This is a genomic window from Streptomyces sp. GQ60 (assembly GCF_059758875.1).
This window is the reverse complement of sequence record NZ_JCAXEG010000013.1, coordinates 1-16,319: the sequence shown is the minus strand read 5'-3', so window position 1 is coordinate 16,319 and position 16,319 is coordinate 1. Positions and strand designations below refer to the sequence as shown.

The 16,319-nt window shown below is 70.4% G+C and carries 12 protein-coding genes; 8 read left to right on the top strand and 4 right to left on the bottom strand.

Annotated elements, in window-relative coordinates:
- Positions 1-78: 78 nt before the first annotated feature.
- Positions 79-324 (bottom strand): DUF397 domain-containing protein, encoded by a 246-nt coding sequence (locus AC6CKD_RS27420; protein WP_243337515.1) that lies wholly within the window; start codon positions 322-324, stop codon positions 79-81.
- A 141-nt stretch (positions 325-465) separates the two neighbouring features.
- Entirely contained in the window at positions 466-4,449 is a 3,984-nt protein-coding gene (gene eccCa / locus AC6CKD_RS27415) for a type VII secretion protein EccCa (protein WP_498330809.1), read from the bottom strand.
- 238 nt (positions 4,450-4,687) lie between these two features.
- On the opposite strand from eccCa, the gene eccD reads away from it, so the two are divergent.
- The 6 genes from eccD to AC6CKD_RS27385 all read left to right on the top strand — a co-directional run bounded on the left by eccD (position 4,688) and on the right by AC6CKD_RS27385 (position 11,847).
- The gene (gene eccD, locus AC6CKD_RS27410; RefSeq protein ID WP_498330808.1) at positions 4,688-6,193 is read left to right on the top strand and encodes a type VII secretion integral membrane protein EccD; all 1,506 of its coding nucleotides are present in this window, start codon (positions 4,688-4,690) and stop codon (positions 6,191-6,193) included.
- A 172-nt stretch (positions 6,194-6,365) separates the two neighbouring features.
- Positions 6,366-6,653 (top strand): 30S ribosomal protein S15, encoded by a 288-nt coding sequence (rpsO, locus tag AC6CKD_RS27405; RefSeq protein WP_267758433.1) that lies wholly within the window; start codon positions 6,366-6,368, stop codon positions 6,651-6,653.
- A 296-nt stretch (positions 6,654-6,949) separates the two neighbouring features.
- Entirely contained in the window at positions 6,950-9,172 is a 2,223-nt protein-coding gene (locus tag AC6CKD_RS27400; RefSeq protein ID WP_498331013.1) for a polyribonucleotide nucleotidyltransferase, read from the top strand.
- Positions 9,169-10,548, top strand: coding sequence for a M16 family metallopeptidase (locus AC6CKD_RS27395; RefSeq protein ID WP_498330807.1), 1,380 nt, complete (start codon positions 9,169-9,171; stop codon positions 10,546-10,548). The genes AC6CKD_RS27400 and AC6CKD_RS27395 overlap by 4 nt, the downstream gene beginning before the upstream one ends.
- 74 nt (positions 10,549-10,622) lie before the next feature.
- Complete coding sequence (gene dapB, locus AC6CKD_RS27390) at positions 10,623-11,375, top strand: 4-hydroxy-tetrahydrodipicolinate reductase (RefSeq protein WP_498330806.1); 753 nt, start codon at positions 10,623-10,625, stop codon at positions 11,373-11,375.
- A 19-nt stretch (positions 11,376-11,394) separates the two neighbouring features.
- Positions 11,395-11,847 (top strand): hypothetical protein, encoded by a 453-nt coding sequence (locus AC6CKD_RS27385; protein ID WP_498330805.1) that lies wholly within the window; start codon positions 11,395-11,397, stop codon positions 11,845-11,847.
- 60 nt (positions 11,848-11,907) lie between these two features.
- On the opposite strand, the gene AC6CKD_RS27380 is transcribed toward AC6CKD_RS27385, so the two are convergent.
- Together AC6CKD_RS27380 and AC6CKD_RS27375 are read right to left on the bottom strand one after the other, a co-directional pair.
- A complete protein-coding gene (locus AC6CKD_RS27380) occupies positions 11,908-12,465 on the bottom strand; it encodes an SCO5741 family PH domain-containing membrane protein (RefSeq protein WP_498330803.1) in 558 nt (185 codons plus the stop codon).
- Positions 12,466-12,512: 47 nt separating this feature from the next.
- The gene (locus AC6CKD_RS27375; RefSeq protein ID WP_498330801.1) at positions 12,513-12,752 is read right to left on the bottom strand and encodes a hypothetical protein; all 240 of its coding nucleotides are present in this window, start codon (positions 12,750-12,752) and stop codon (positions 12,513-12,515) included.
- A 471-nt stretch (positions 12,753-13,223) separates the two neighbouring features.
- Here AC6CKD_RS27375 and dapA point away from each other — a divergent pair, with 471 nt between their 5' ends.
- Together dapA and AC6CKD_RS27365 are read left to right on the top strand one after the other, a co-directional pair.
- Positions 13,224-14,123 carry a 4-hydroxy-tetrahydrodipicolinate synthase gene (gene dapA, locus AC6CKD_RS27370; protein WP_498330800.1) on the top strand — a complete coding sequence of 300 codons (900 nt, stop codon included), beginning with the start codon at positions 13,224-13,226 and terminating at the stop codon, positions 14,121-14,123.
- A gap of 116 nt (positions 14,124-14,239) precedes the next feature.
- Positions 14,240-15,925 carry a ribonuclease J gene (locus AC6CKD_RS27365; RefSeq protein WP_498330798.1) on the top strand — a complete coding sequence of 562 codons (1,686 nt, stop codon included), beginning with the start codon at positions 14,240-14,242 and terminating at the stop codon, positions 15,923-15,925.
- Positions 15,926-16,319: the final 394 nt, after the last annotated feature.

The window sequence follows — 16,319 nt, the reverse complement described above, 5'->3', positions numbered from 1 at the left end:
AAACACGAGGAAGGGGCGCGTCCGCACAGGGCGCGCCCCTTCCTCCGTCCCACGAGGCCGTACGAGGCCGTACGGGTCCTAGCGCGGACCCCGGTCGAGATCGAACTCCCCGTCCCGGGCCCCGAGTACGAACGCCTCCCACTCGGCCGCGGTGTAGCGCAGCACCGTGTCCCGGTCCAGCGAGGACCGCATCGCCACCGCTCCCTCGGGCAGCCGGGCGATCTCGACCCGCTCCTCGTCGGGAGAGGTGCCGGGCGGGCCCTCCCACTCGACGCCGCTGATGTCGAGCCCGTACAGCTCGTCCTTCTCCTGCTGAGTGCCCATGCGCGGCCTCTCCTTCGGTGGTGCGATCCCTGCCGATTATCGACGGTGACCCGCCGCGCGCGGGAGGCTTTCCACAACCCTCCGCAACCCTCCGCGGTCCTCCGCGACCCTGCGCCCGCGCGCGCCGGCCGGCGCCCCGCCCTACATCCCGGGCATCCGCCCGATCTGGATCAGCGAGGTCCCCCGCTTGCGCGAGACGAAGGAGGCCCGGCCCGGCGGCATGGGACGCGGCCGCGCGTTGCCCACCAGATCCCCCTCGGACGGATCTCCGGACAGTACGACGCCCTGCGCGCCCAGCTCCTTGATCCGCTGCATGAACGGCTCGTACAGCGAGCGCGAGGCCCCCGCCGAACTGCGCGCGATGACGAAGCGCACGCCCGTGTCCCGGGCGAACGGCAGGAACTCCACCAGCTGCGCCAGCGGATTGCCCTGGCTCGTGGCCACCAGGTCGAAGTCGTCGATGATGATGAACACGTCCGGGCCCGTCCACCAGCTGCGGTCGCGCAACTGCTGCGGAGTGACGTCCTGCGGCGGCTGCCGGCGGGCGAACACCCCGGCCAGCGCCTCCATGTGCATCTGCAGGGAGCTCGCCATCGGCGCGTACTCCAGCAGGTGCTCCTCCGGCAGCGCGCCGAGCAGGCCGCGCCGGTAGTCGCCGACCACCAGCCGCGCCCGGTCCGGGCCGCAGCGCTCCGAGATCCGCTGCGCGATGAGCCGCAGCAGGTTCGTCTTGCCCGACTCGCTCTCGCCGAACACGAGGAGGAAGGGGTCGGTCTCGAAGTCGACGAACACCGGCTCCAGCTCGGTCTCGTCGATGCCGATCGCGATCCCGCGCTCCGGGTACTCCTGGCCCTTCGGGAGCTGGTCCGCGTGGAGCAGCCGCGGCAGCAGCCGTACGCCGGGGGCCGCCTGGCCCGCCCAGTTCTGCTTGACGGCGTCCACGAAGGCGGTGGTGGCCTCCGACAGGTCGTCCGCCGCGTGCGAGCCGTCGATCCGCGGCAGTGCGCCAAGGAAGTGCAGCTTCTCCGCGACCTGGCCGCGGCCCGGCATCCCCGTCGGGACGTTCGCCGCGACCTTGCGGTCGAACTCGGAGTCCATGACGTCGCCGAGGCGCAGCTCCAGCCGGCTGAGGATCTGGTCCTTCAGCGCGGCCCGGACCTCCATGTACCGGGCGACCGTGATCACCACGTGGATGCCGTATCCCAGTCCGCGGGACGCGATGTCCGTGACGACCTGCTCCAGGGCCTCGTACTCGCCCCGGAAGCCGCCCCAGCCGTCGACGACCAGGAACACGTCGCCCCAGGCCTCCCCGGGCAGCTCGCCCGCGGCCCGCCGGCGCCGGTAGGTGCCGATCGAGTCGATGCCGTTCGCGCGGAAGAACTCCTCGCGCCGGCGCAGCACTCCGGCCACCTCCGCGACCGTGCGCCGCACCCGCTCCGGGTCCAGCCGGGACGCGATCCCGCCCACGTGCGGCAGTTCGGCGAGCGAGGACAGGCCGCCGCCGCCGAAGTCCAGCCCGTAGAACTGCACCTCGCGCGGGGTGTGCGTCAGCGCGAACGAGGAGATCAGCGTCCGCATCAGCGTGGACTTGCCCGACTGCGGACCGCCGACCACCATCATGTGGCCCGCGGCACCCGAGAAGTCCCGGTACAGCACCTCGCGCCGCTGTTCGAACGGCTTGTCGATGAGCCCGAGCGGCACGACCAGCCCGCCCGGCCGCGTGTACCCCTCCGCGTGCAGCCCGCGCTCCGCCGAGGGCGCCAGCGCCGGCAGCAACTGGTCCAGCGGCGGAGCCTGGTCCAGCGGCGGCAGCCACACCTGGTGCGCCGGCACCCCCTGCCCCTCCAGCCGTCCCACGATCACGTCCAGCACCGTGTCCGCCAGCGCGTCGTCGCCCTGCCCGGCCGGCTCGGCCTCCGCCGCCCGCGCCGACAGGTACGCCGGGTCCGGAGCCGCGTACACCACCGGTACCGGCGCCGCCGTGAACAGCACGGGCCGCCGCTCCACCGGGAACAGCCCGACCGACAGGTCCGGCCCGCCCGAGCGGTAGGTGCCCGAGACGTACGCCGCCTTGAAGCGCGTCATCTCGTCCGTACCGAACTTCAGGTAGCCCGAACCGGGCACCGACGGCAGGTGGTACGCGTCCGGCACGCCGATCGCGGTCCGCGACTCCGCCGCCGAGAAGGTCCGCAGACCGATCCGGTACGACAGGTACGTGTCCAGCCCGCGCAGCTTGCCCTCCTCCAGCCGCTGCGAGGCCAGCAGCAGGTGCACGCCCAGCGACCGGCCGATGCGGCCGATCTGGATGAACATGTCGATGAAGTCCGGCTTCGCCGTCAGCAGCTCGGAGAACTCGTCGATGACCAGCACCAGCGAGGCCAGCGGCTCCAGCGGAGCACCGGCCGCGCGGGCCTTCTCGTAGTCGTGGATGTTCGCGTAGTTGCCCGCGGAGCGCAGCAGCTCCTGGCGGCGCTGCAGCTCGCCGCGGATCGAGTCGCCCATGCGGTCCACGAGCGTGAGGTCGTCCGCCAGGTTGGTGATGACCGCCGCGACGTGCGGCATCTGCCCCATCCCGGTGAAGGTCGCGCCGCCCTTGAAGTCGGCGAGTACGAAGTTCAGCGTCTCCGAGGTGTGCGTGACGGCCAGCCCCAGCACCAGCGTGCGCAGCAGCTCCGACTTGCCCGAACCGGTCGCGCCCACGCACAGCCCGTGCGGGCCCATGCCCTCCTGCGCGGCCTCCTTCAGGTCCAGCATCACCGGGGAGCCGTCCTCGCCGACCCCGATCGGCACGCGCAGCCGCTCGCCGGCGGAGCGCGGCCGCCAGGTCCGGGCCACGTCCACGGCGGCCGCGTCACCCAGGTTCAGCAGGTCGGTGAAGTCCAGATTGGCCAGCAGCGGCTCGTCATCGTCCCCGCCGCCCGTCCGCAGCGGCGCGAGCTGCCGGGCCAGCGCTTCGGCCGCGGGCAGCGACAGGGTGTCCGGCAGGCCCTCGTAGGCGACGCCCGCACCCGACTCCAACCGCAGCCGGCCCGGCCGCACCACGACCGACAGCCCGCCGCGCGCCTCGTCCAGCTCGCCGGCCACCACCTCGACGACGGTGACCCCCTGCAGCCCTTCGGCCGCCGCGAACACCGAGTCCGGCGGCACCAGACCCCCGCGGGAACCCGAGTCCAGGACGAGGACCACGTGCGGCTGGTCCAGTACGGGGGAGCCCTCCCGGCTGAACCGGGGCCGCCCCTCCAGCCGGGAGCCCAGCATCCCCTCCAGCTCGGCGAGGTCGTCGCCGAACAGCCGCTTCGTACCGGCCCCGTCGATCTGACCCGGAACCTGGGTGTGCGGCAGCCACTTCACCCAGTCCCACTCCGCCACCGCGCCCGGCGCGGCCACCACGGCCACCATCAGGTCCTCGGGGGAGTGCAGCGTCGTCAGTTGGGCCACCAGCGCCCGCGCGGTGCCCCGCGCCGACTCGGGCTCCCCGGAGACCGTCACGTGGTAGAACGCCCGCAACGACACCGCCATCGGCAGCCCGTCCAGCGAGGAGTGCACCCGCAGGAACCGCTGCATGGCGCCCGCCGCCAGCGGTTCCAGCTCGTCGACCGGCGCCGTGTCCGGAGCCACCAGCGGCGTCGCCAGGCGCTGTGCGCCCAGCCCCAGCCGGGCCTGCCCGAAGTCCGGGTCGCCGACCCGCCGCTCCCACAGCCGCGAACCCTCGGCCACCACCGACCACAACTGCTCCGGAGCCGGGTGCAGATAGAGCTGCGCGTCACGCTGGACGCGCGCGGTCCTCCGTACCTGGCGGCGGGTTTGAGCGAGGTACTTGAGGTAATCCCGCCGGATGTCGGCCATTTGACCCTGGGTGCCGCGACGGTGCCGCATCAACTGGGCCACCAGCATGCCCACCGTCGACACCATCATCAGCACGCCCATGATGCGCATGAACGGCGCGGCACCCGGCATGAAGAAGAAGACGGCGGACGAGCCCATCCCGAGCATCGGGAGGAGCTGCATCAGCACGCCCTCCTGCTGCCCCCGGGGAAGTTCCGGCGGCGCCTCCAGCCGCAGTTCGTCCGAAGGCACTTCGGGCGGCAGCGACCGGGGCGGACGTTTGACGACGATCTGGCTCACCGGAGCATCAATCCCTCGAAAACAGACGGGACGTCGCAACCGGCGCCCTCAAGTCCCGGGCGCGAAGGGGGTCTCCTCCGCAGAGAGGTGATCCTACTTGCCGACAGTCATCCGCACTCCCGGTAGGGTGGCGCGCGCGGCATGCGCATCCGCGAATCGGCTGCGCACCGGCGGTCGGAGCACCGCCGCCGGCGCACCCACACGCACACCAGCGCACACACCCACCGGGGGGCATCAGGTGAACACCGCCGAGGCGACCGGCTTCCGCAGGGTCACCGTCGTGGCTCCCGACAGCCGCATAGACGTCGCCCTCCCCGAGGACATCGCCGTCGCCGACATCTACCCCGAGCTGCTGCGCCTCACCGGCCAGACCCAGCCCGTCGGCGCACCCACCGGCTTCCACCTGGTCCTGCGCTCCGGCACCGTCCTCGACGGCGCCCGCACCCTCGCGGCCCAGCAGGTCCTGGACGGCGAGGTGCTGAGCCTGCGCCCCTTCGCGGAATCGCTGCCGCCCGCCGTCTTCGACGACGTCTCCGACGCCGTCGCCGCCGCCGTGGTGCGCGACCGCCACCGCTGGAGCGACGACATGCTGCGCGGCGCGGGCCTGACCGGCGCCGCCGTCCTCTTCGTCCTGCTCGGATTCGTCCTCTGGTACGCCGACCCGGTCCTGCACGACATGCACGGACTGCCCGGCATCATCGCCGGCTCCATCGGCGCGCTCCTCACCGCGACCGCCGGCGTCCGCGCCCGGGTCTACCGCGACCGCGGCTCCGCCGTCGCCCTCGGCCTCGCCGCCGTACCGCACCTGCTGATCGCCGGCTCCGGCATCATCGCCCCCGCCGCGGGCCAGGGCCCCGGCCGGCTCCAGTTCCTCCTCGGCTGCGTCTGCGTGCTCGTCGCCTCCGTCGCCCTCGTCGCCCTCACCCTCGACGGCGACGCCCCCTTCGTCGCGACCACCTTCCTCGCCGCCACCGGGACCCTGGCCACGTTCGCCGCCATCACCGCCGACGCCGGCGCGACCTCCGCGGCGGCCGTCTGCGCCCCCGCCGCCATCGGCCTCGTCGCCTTCCTGCCCGGCCTCTCCGCCCGGTTCGCCCGGCTCCCCATCGGCTACGCGGCCCCGCAGAGCGCCACGGCCGAGTACGAGACCCCGGACCGCTACGAGAGCGAGCCGTACGGTGAGCGCTCCGCGACCGACGGCCACGACTCCGCAGCCCCGCTCGACGCCGAGGCCATCGCCGCCCAGGCCCGTCGCGGCCACGAGATGCTCCTCGGCCTCGTCGGAGGCTGCGCGGCCGTCGCCGTCGGCTCCGCCGCCGTCCTCGGCTTCTCGGACGACACCTGGGCCCGGCTCCTGGCCCTGGCCACGGGGCTCGCCATGCTGCTGCGCGCCCGCCTCTTCCGCTACACCTCCCAGGTCGCCTGCGCCCTCGTGGCCGGCTTCGCCGCCCTCGGCCTGCTCGTCCTGGGCCTCGCCATGCACCCGCCGGCCGCCCTGCTCAAGGACCTCGTCCTCTACGGGGACCACAGCGGCCTGGAGATCCGTACGCTCTGGCTCTCCGCCGCCGTCGCCGCCGGCGCGGCCCTCCTCGCCGGAATTGCATTGGTCATTCCCCGCAAGGGTCTGTCACCCTTCTGGGGGCGGATGCTCGACCTCACCGAGGCGGCCGTCCTGCTCAGCCTGGTCCCGCTGACCCTGGCCGTGCTCGACGTCTACGCCAAGGCCCGGGCTCTGACCAGCTGAGACGAGGGCCTGCGGCAGCCTGGTACGCTGTGTGACGGCCGTTTGTGTACGCGCCCCCGGAACCTTCTGGAGGCTGCGCTCAGCGGACCCCGCCTCCCGAGTTACGGAAGATCCCCAGAGAATTCGACCTGGGGCACTCGGTGGCTATGTAGACCTATTACAAGGAGTACGCGTGCCGCTCGACGCCGCAGTCAAGAAGCAGCTCATCGCAGAGTTCGGTGCCAAGGAGGGCGACACCGGCTCCCCCGAGGTCCAGGTCGCCATGCTGTCCCGCCGCATCTCGGACCTGACCGAGCACCTGAAGCTCCACAAGCACGACCACCACTCCCGTCGTGGTCTGCTGATCCTGGTGGGCCAGCGTCGCCGCCTGCTGCAGTACCTGGCCAAGAAGGACATCCAGCGCTTCCGTACGCTGGTCGAGCGCCTCGGCATCCGCCGCGGTGCGGCCGGCGCCAAGTAAAGACGCTGTGAAGGGAGCGGTTCCCACATTGAGTGGGCCGCTCCCTTTGCTGTACGTGCGCGACGGACCGGACGCTTTGTAGTCTGGAAGCGTCCACGTCGGAAGACGTGCACAACTGAAGAGGAGGAGCGCCCTCCCTACGCCGCCGGTCCTCGGTAGTGGCATCCGGAAAGCCCCACGTGGCTTCGCCCGGCTGCTTCGATCGAAGACCGGCCCGCACGCCAGGAGCGCTTCTCCGCAACCGTCCACCACCACACGGGTGGCGGACGGAGACGACGAAAATGGAGAAAACGCTAGTGGAGAACGAGACCCACTACGCCGAGGCCGTCATTGACAACGGTTCCTTCGGCACCCGCACCATCCGCTTCGAGACGGGCCGTCTGGCCCGCCAGGCCGCCGGCTCCGCCGTTGCCTACCTGGACGACGACACGATGGTGCTTTCCGCCACCACCGCGTCGAAGAAGCCCAAGGACCAGCTCGACTTCTTCCCCCTGACGGTGGACGTCGAGGAGCGGCAGTACGCGGCCGGCAAGATCCCCGGCTCCTTCTTCCGCCGCGAGGGCCGCCCCTCCGAGGACGCGATCCTCACCTGTCGCCTGATCGACCGCCCGCTGCGCCCGTCCTTCAAGAAGGGCCTGCGCAACGAGATCCAGGTCGTCGCGACGATCATGGCGCTCAACCCCGACCACCTGTACGACGTGGTGGCGATCAACGCCGCCTCCGCGTCCACCCAGCTGGCCGGCCTGCCCTTCTCCGGCCCGATCGGCGGCGTCCGCGTCGCGCTGATCCGCGGCCAGTGGGTTGCCTTCCCGACGCACACCGAGCTCGAGGACGCCGTCTTCGACATGGTCGTCGCGGGCCGTGTGCTCGAGGACGGCGACGTCGCGATCATGATGGTCGAGGCCGAGGCCACCGAGAAGACCATCGCCCTGGTCAAGGGCGGCGCCGAGGCGCCGACCGAGGAGGTCGTGGCCGCCGGCCTCGACGCCTCGAAGCCCTTCATCAAGGCCCTCTGCAAGGCCCAGGCCGACCTGGCCGCCAAGGCCGCCAAGCCCGAGGGCGAGTTCCCGGTCTTCCTGGACTACCAGGACGACGTGTACGAGGCCCTCGCGGCCGCCGTCAAGGGCGACCTCTCCCAGGCGCTGACCATCGCGGGCAAGCAGGACCGCGAGGCCGAGCTGGACCGCGTCAAGGAGATCGCCGCCGAGAAGCTCCTCCCGGCCTTCGAAGGTCGCGAGAAGGAGATCTCCGCCGCGTACCGCAGCCTCACCAAGGCCCTGGTCCGCGAGCGCGTCATCAAGGACAAGGTCCGGATCGACGGCCGCGGGATCACGGACATCCGTACCCTCGCCGCCGAGGTCGAGGCCATCCCGCGCGTGCACGGCTCGGCGCTGTTCGAGCGTGGCGAGACCCAGATCCTGGGCGTCACCACCCTCAACATGCTCCGCATGGAGCAGCAGCTGGACACCCTCTCCCCGGTGACCCGCAAGCGCTACATGCACAACTACAACTTCCCGCCGTACTCGGTCGGCGAGACCGGCCGCGTCGGTTCGCCGAAGCGCCGCGAGATCGGCCACGGCGCGCTCGCCGAGCGCGCGATCGTGCCGGTCCTCCCGACGCGCGAGGAGTTCCCCTACGCGATCCGCCAGGTGTCCGAGGCTCTCGGCTCCAACGGCTCGACGTCCATGGGCTCGGTCTGCGCCTCCACCATGTCGCTGCTGAACGCCGGTGTGCCCCTCAAGGCCCCCGTCGCCGGTATCGCCATGGGCCTGATCTCGCAGGAGATCGACGGCAAGACCCACTACGTCGCCCTCACCGACATCCTCGGTGCGGAGGACGCCTTCGGCGACATGGACTTCAAGGTCGCCGGCACCAAGGAGTTCGTCACCGCGCTCCAGCTGGACACCAAGCTCGACGGCATCCCGGCCTCGGTTCTGGCCGCCGCCCTCAAGCAGGCCCGCGACGCCCGCCTCCACATCCTCGACGTGATGATGGAAGCGATCGACACGCCGGACGCCATGTCCCCGTTCGCCCCCCGGATCATCACCGTCAAGATCCCGGTGGACAAGATCGGTGAGGTCATCGGCCCCAAGGGCAAGATGATCAACCAGATCCAGGAGGACACCGGCGCCGAGATCACGATCGAGGACGACGGCACCATCTACATCGGTGCCGCCGACGGCCCGGCCGCCGAGGCCGCCCGCGCCACGATCAACCAGATCGCCAACCCGACCATGCCGGAGGTCGGCGAGCGCTACCTGGGTACGGTCGTCAAGACCACCACCTTCGGTGCCTTCGTCTCCCTCATGCCCGGCAAGGACGGCCTGCTGCACATCTCGCAGATCCGCAAGCTCGCCGGTGGCAAGCGCGTGGAGAACGTCGAGGACGTGCTCGCGGTCGGCACCAAGGTCCAGGTCGAGATCGCCGAGATCGACTCCCGCGGCAAGCTCTCCCTGGTCCCCGTGATCGACGGCGAGGCCGCCGGTGACGACGCTGACAAGGACGACTCCGACAAGTGATGTCGCGTAGTTCCCGTGTGACGGCCCGCCCCTCTTCGGAGGGGCGGGCCGTCGCCCGTACCCAAACACTGCTCAAGGGCGCGAACGGCATCGGCACCGTCCGTCGCACGGTCCTCCCCGGCGGACTGCGCGTCGTCACCGAGACCCTGCCGTCCGTCCGCTCCGCCACCTTCGGGATCTGGGCGCACGTCGGCTCCCGGGACGAGACGCCTTCGCTGAACGGCGCCACGCACTACCTGGAGCACCTCCTCTTCAAGGGCACCGAGAAGCGCAGTGCCCTCGACATCTCCTCCGCGATCGACGCGGTCGGCGGCGAGATGAACGCCTTCACGGCGAAGGAGTACACCTGCTACTACGCGCGGGTGCTCGACACCGACCTGCCGCTGGCCATCGACGTCGTGTGCGACATGCTCACCGGCTCGCTGATCCTCGAATCCGACGTCGACGCCGAGCGCGGAGTCATCCTCGAAGAGATCGCGATGACCGAGGACGACCCGGGCGACATGGTCCACGACCTGTTCGCGCAGACCATGTACGGGGACACCCCGCTCGGGCGCCCCGTCCTCGGCACCGTCGACACGATCAACGCGCTCACCGCCGACCGGATCCGCCGCTTCTACAAGAAGCACTACGACCCCACCCACCTGGTCGTGGCGGCCGCGGGCAACGTCGACCACAACAAGGTCGTACGCCAGGTCCGCGCGGCCTTCGAGAAGGCCGGCGCCCTGACCCGCACCGACGCCGAACCGGTGGGCCCGCGCTGCGGCACCAAGCGGATCCGCACCTCCGGCCGCGTCGAGCTGGTCAACCGCAAGACCGAGCAGGCCCACGTGGTCCTCGGCATGCCGGCCCTGGCCCGCACCGACGAGCGCCGCTGGGCGCTCGGCGTACTGAACACCGCGCTCGGCGGCGGCATGTCCTCCCGCCTCTTCCAGGAGGTCCGCGAGAAGCGCGGCCTCGCCTACAGCGTGTACTCGTACACCTCGGGCTTCGCCGACACCGGCCTCTTCGGCGTCTACGCCGGCTGCCGCCCCAACCAGGTCCACGACGTACTGCGGATCTGCCGGGACGAGCTGGACAAGGTCGCCGCCGACGGGCTCACCGACGAGGAGATCCGGCGGGCCGTCGGCCAGCTGTCCGGCTCCACCGTCCTCGGCCTGGAGGACACCGGCGCGATCATGAACCGCATCGGCAAGAGCGAGCTGTGCTGGGGCGACCAGATGTCGGTCGACGACCTGCTGGCCCGGATCGCCGCCGTCACCCCGGACGAAGTGCGCTCGGTCGCGCAGGACGTCCTGGCGCAGCGGCCCTCGCTCGCGGTGATCGGACCCCTGAAGGAGAAGCAGGCGGCCCGTCTCGACGAGGCCGTCGCCTAGCCAGGCCCCACTCAGGAGCACGTCGCCCGGGCCCCGGGACAGGGCCCGGGCCCGTACGCACTTTAAGGAATGACATGAGCAAGCTGCGCGTGGCAGTTCTCGGCGCCCAGGGCCGCATCGGCTCCGCGGCGGTCAAGGCCGTCGAGGCCGCCGAGGACATGGAACTGGTGGCCGCCCTCGGCCGCGGAGACAAGCTGGAGACGCTGGCCGAAGCCGGCGCCCAGGTCGCGGTCGAGCTGACCACCCCCGCCTCGGTGATGGAGAACCTGGAGTTCCTCGTCCGCCACGGCATCCACGGAGTGGTCGGCACCACCGGCTGGACCGAGGAACGCCTCGCCCAGCTGAACACCTGGCTCGCCGCTTCCCCGGCGACCGGTGTGCTCATCGCCCCGAACTTCTCCATCGGCGCCGTCCTCACCATGAAGTTCGCCGCGCAGGCCGCGCGCTACTTCGAGTCCGTCGAGGTCGTCGAACTGCACCACCCGAACAAGGTGGACGCCCCCTCCGGCACCGCGACCCGGACGGCGCAGCTCATCGCGGCCGCCCGCGCGGAAGCCGGCCTCGGAGCGCAGCCCGACGCCACCGCCACCGCGCTCGACGGCGCGCGCGGCGCGGACGTCGACGGCGTCCCGGTGCACGCGATCCGCCTCCGCGGCCTGCTGGCCCACCAGGAGGTGCTCCTCGGCGGCGAGGGCGAAACCCTGACCATCCGTCACGACTCCCTGCACCACAGCAGCTTCATGCCGGGCATCCTGCTCGGCGCGCGCCGCGTGACGCAGACCCCGGGCCTCACCTTCGGCCTGGAAAACTTCCTCGAACTCGGCTGACGAGCAGGCGGCGGCACCCATGCGCGCGAAGATCCTCTACTTCATCACGGCCGCGGTCCTGGTCGTGTACTTCGTCCTGGTCGGCAGCAGGGGCCTGATGCTGATCCGGCACGGGACCTGGCTCACCGTCACCTTCGGGGTGGCCGTGCTGATCCTGCCGGTCATCGGCGTCTGGTTCCTCTGGAAGAACACCCAGTTCGTCACCAGGGCCAACCAGCTCGCGACCGAGCTGGAGGCCGAGGGCGGACTGCCCGTGGACGAGCTGGAGCGGGACACGTACGGCCGGATCCTGCGGGACTCTGCCGACGAGGTCTTCGCGCGCCGCAGGGCCGAGACGGAGGACGCGCCGGGGGACTGGCGGAACTGGTTCCGCCTCGCCGTCGCCTACCACGACGCCCGCGACACTCCGAGGGCCCGCAAGGCCATGCAGCGGGCCATCTCCCTGCACGACGGGAAGCCCGTACGGGCCTGAGCCTGTACGGGCTTCCCGTGCGGGTGACGCGCCCTCAGGGGCGGCCGGGCGCGCGCGGCCTCAGGCCGGTACGGCCCGGTACTCCTCGGCCCAGGCCTCGACGGAGTCGGCGGCCCGGTCGAAGGCCTCGGTCCGCGACAGGAAATCGGCGTTGTGGTCGGTCAGCAGCACCGGCAGCTCGGCCCCGCCGCGCGCGGCCACCGTCAGGGCCTGGCCCTGCACGGTCCTCGGCAGCCCGAGCCAGCGCACGGGCTGCTGCACCGTGCGGACCTCGCCGACCTGGCTCCACGGGATGGAGCGGGTCGTGAAGAACCCCGCCACGCGCAGCCCCTTGGGGCTCACCCAGACGCCCGTGCGCAGCAGCCGCAGGGCGGAGCCGACCACGGCGAGCGAGGCGAGCAGGCCACCCAGGGCGCCGGTCCAGGTGCCGGCGGCCACGATGATCACCGTGGCGAACAGCATGAACGAGCCCAGCAGGAGCAGCACCGCGGCGATGGCCACCCGCCAGGGCCCCGGGCGGTAGGGGCGACGCCAGCGGTCGGGGTCTTCGTAGGGGAGCGTCTCCCCGTTGTCGTGCGCGTCGAATGCGCTGTCGGCCGTCAAGAAGGGCAGGGGCACGGCAGGACCTCACTCACATGCACGTTCGGTTGGGCTGTGCCGTGAGGCTACCGCCCCTCGGAGGCCTCCGACTGCTGCGACTTCGCCGGTGCGTGGCTCGGCTGCAGGGCGGGGATGCCGAAGAGCAGGGACCCGACCAGGCCCGCCACGACGGTCAGTCCGACCAGACTACGGGCGGCGATCTGGGTCTTGCCCAGTCTCTCGCGCGGCGGCGGAGTGACGTTGCTGCGGAATCGGTCGGCCTCGGCGACGAAGGCGAACGGGACGGGTTCGCGCCGGCGGAACATCGGGGACGACTCTCCTCACGGTCAGGGCCCTGGGGCAGTGGGGGCAGGACGGACGGACGTTCTACCGGGTAGGACGTACGAAAGGCCCGATCGGTGCCGATTTTCGGGACATTAACCAAACTTTATGGCGCCGCGTCAGCTCCGCCGGCCACGAGCCCCGAGAACCGCCGGCTGCCCGTTCGGCCCTGCCGTCCGGCCCTTCTCCCCGCCGGAGCGGCTCCGGCGGGGAGAAGGGCCACGCCCTTCCCGCGGTCGACCGCAGTGCCCCGTAAGCCTGAATCAGGCGTTTCCGCACGGATGTACGGATCAAGTCCGAAGTGTCCGTATTGCCACGTTTCGTAAAGTTCATCTAGGCTGATCAAACGGACCCGGCACTGCTTGAACCCCCGAGCAGGCAGTGCCGGGCTCCAACACCCTCATCACGTCCCCCGAGGGGACACCGCGAGCATGGCAGCGAGTAGCGTGTTACCCATGGCTCCGATCTCGACTCCGCAGACCCCCTTCGGGCGGGTCCTCACCGCCATGATCACGCCGTTTACGGCGGATGGCGCACTTGACCTCGACGGCGCGCAGCAGCTCGCCGTCCACTTGGTGGACGCAGGCAACGACGGCCTGATCATCAACGGAACCACCGGTGAGTCGCCGACCACCACTGACGCGGAGAAAAACGACCTCGTACGAGCCGTACTCGAAGCGGTCGGAGACCGGGCCCACGTGGTCGCCGGCATCGGCACCAATGACACCCGTCACACCCTCGAGCTGGCCCGCCAGGCCGAGCGCACCGGCGCCCACGGCCTGCTCGCGGTCACCCCGTACTACAGCAAGCCGCCGCAGGAGGGCCTCTTCCGGCACTTCACGGCGATCGCCGACGCCACCGAGCTCCCGGTCATGCTTTACGACATCCCGGGCCGCAGCGGAGTCCCGATCAATACGGAAACACTCGTCCGGCTGGCCGAGCACCCCCGTATCGTTGCCAACAAGGACGCCAAGGGCGACCTCGGACGCGCAAGCTGGGCCATCGCGCAGAGCGGCCTGGCCTGGTACTCCGGTGACGACATGCTGAACCTGCCGCTCCTGTCGGTCGGCGCGGTCGGCTTCGTCTCCGTGGTCGGTCACGTGGTCAGCCCCGAGCTCCGCGAGATGCTCGAGGCCCACCTGGGCGGCGACGTCCAGAAGGCCACCGAGATCCACCAGAAGCTGCTCCCCGTCTTCACCGGCATGTTCCGCACCCAGGGTGTGATCACCACCAAGGGCGCACTGAACCTGCAGGGCCTGCCCGCGGGCCCGCTGCGGCTCCCGCTGGTCGAGCTGACCACCGAAGAGACGGCGCAGCTCAAGATCGATCTTGCCGCCGGCGGGGTACAGCTCTGACACCAGACTTCACAACTGAATAAGCGGAACCACACAAGACAACAGCAAGTGCACGAATGACATGCGCGCCATGTGCCTCGACGGGTACGTGGCCGCGCGTGGTGAAGGAGAACCTTTTGAGCCATCCGCATCCTGAACTCGGTCCGCCGCCGAAGCTCCCCAAGGGCGGCCTTCGGGTCACCCCGCTGGGCGGGCTCGGTGAGATCGGCCGCAACATGACCGTCTTCGAGTTCGACGGCCGCCTGCTCATCGTCGACTGCGGCGTCCTCTTCCCCGAAGAGGAGCAGCCGGGCATCGACCTGATCCTGCCGGACTTCTCGTCCATCCGGGATCGCCTCGACGACATCGAGGGCATCGTCCTCACGCACGGCCACGAAGACCACATCGGCGCCGTCCCCTACCTCCTCCGGGAGAAGCCGGACATCCCGCTGATCGGCTCCAAGCTGACGCTGGCCCTCATCGAGGCGAAGCTCCAGGAGCACCGCATCCGCCCCTACACCCTTGAGGTGAAGGAAGGCGAGCGCGAGAACCTCGGCCCCTTCGACTGCGAGTTCATCGCGGTCAACCACTCCATCCCGGACGCCTTGGCCGTGGCCATCCGCACCGGCGCCGGCATGGTCGTGTGCACCGGTGACTTCAAGATGGACCAGCTCCCGTTGGACAACCGCCTCACCGACCTGCACGCCTTCGCGCGCCTGAGCGAAGAGGGCATCGACCTTCTCCTCTCGGACTCGACGAACGCCGAGGTCCCGGGGTTCGTCCCGCCCGAGCGCGAGATCTCCAACGTGCTGCGCACGGTGTTCGCCAACGCCAACAACCGGATCATCGTGGCGAGCTTCGCGAGCCACGTGCACCGCATCCAGCAGATCCTCGACGCCGCGCACGAGTACGGCCGCAGGGTCGCCTTCGTCGGCCGCTCGATGGTCCGCAACATGGGCATCGCCCGCGACCTGGGCTACCTGAAGGTTCCCGCCGGCCTGGTCGTGGACGTCAAGACCCTCGACGACCTGCCGGCCAACGAGGTCGTCCTGGTCTGCACGGGTTCGCAGGGCGAGCCGATGGCGGCCCTGTCCCGCATGGCGAACCGCGACCACCAGATCCGGATCGTCCCGGGCGACACGGTCATCCTGGCCTCGTCGCTCATCCCGGGCAACGAGAACGCGGTCTACCGCGTGATCAACGGTCTGACCCGCTGGGGCGCCAACGTCGTGCACAAGGGCAACGCCAAGGTGCACGTCTCCGGCCACGCCTCCGCAGGCGAGCTGCTGTACTTCTACAACATCTGCAAGCCGCGGAACCTGATGCCGGTCCACGGCGAATGGCGCCACCTGCGCGCCAACGCCGAGCTCGGCGCCCTGACGGGCGTACCGAAGGACCGGATCGTCATCGCCGAGGACGGCGTCGTCGTCGACCTCATCGACGGCAAGGCCCGCATCTCCGGCAAGGTCCAGGCCGGCTACGTGTACGTGGACGGCCTTTCGGTCGGCGACGTCACCGAAGCCCACCTCAAGGACCGCAAGATCCTCGGCGACGAGGGCATCATCTCGGTCTACGTCGTGGTGGACAGCACCACGGGCAAGATCGTCAGCGGCCCGAACATCCAGGCCCGCGGCTCCGGCATCGAGGACTCGGCGTTCAGCTCGGTCCTGCCGAAGATCGAGGAAGCCATCGCCCGAGCCGCCGCGGACGGTGTGGCCGAGCCGCACCAGATCCAGCAGCTCATCCGCCGCACGATGGGCAAGTGGGTCTCGGACGGCTACCGCCGCCGCCCGATGATCCTCCCGGTCGTCGTCGAGGTCTGATCCTCGCCGTAGCGACCACACCGGAGCGGGGCAACCGGATTTGCATCCGGGGGCCCCGCTCCAGTACGTTTACGTCTCCACCTCGCACGGCACTCCGGCACAGATCTGTGCCCGGACGGTCCGATGCGGGCGGGTGGGAATCCAGACCGGGGAAACCTGATATTGTCTGGCTCGCCCGAAAGGGAATGGCTCTCCAAGGCCGTCCAATTCAAATCCAAGCCGGATAGGCGCGGAAATGATCTGGTAGAGTTGGAATCGCAGGAAAGGGAAACGCGAAAGCGAAGAACTGGAAAGCGAAACCCGCTTCGACCGGGAATCGGACACGAAAGAGTCTGATAGAGTCGGAAACGCAAGAACAGAACGAAAGCCCGGAGGAAAGCCCCAGTAATTGTTA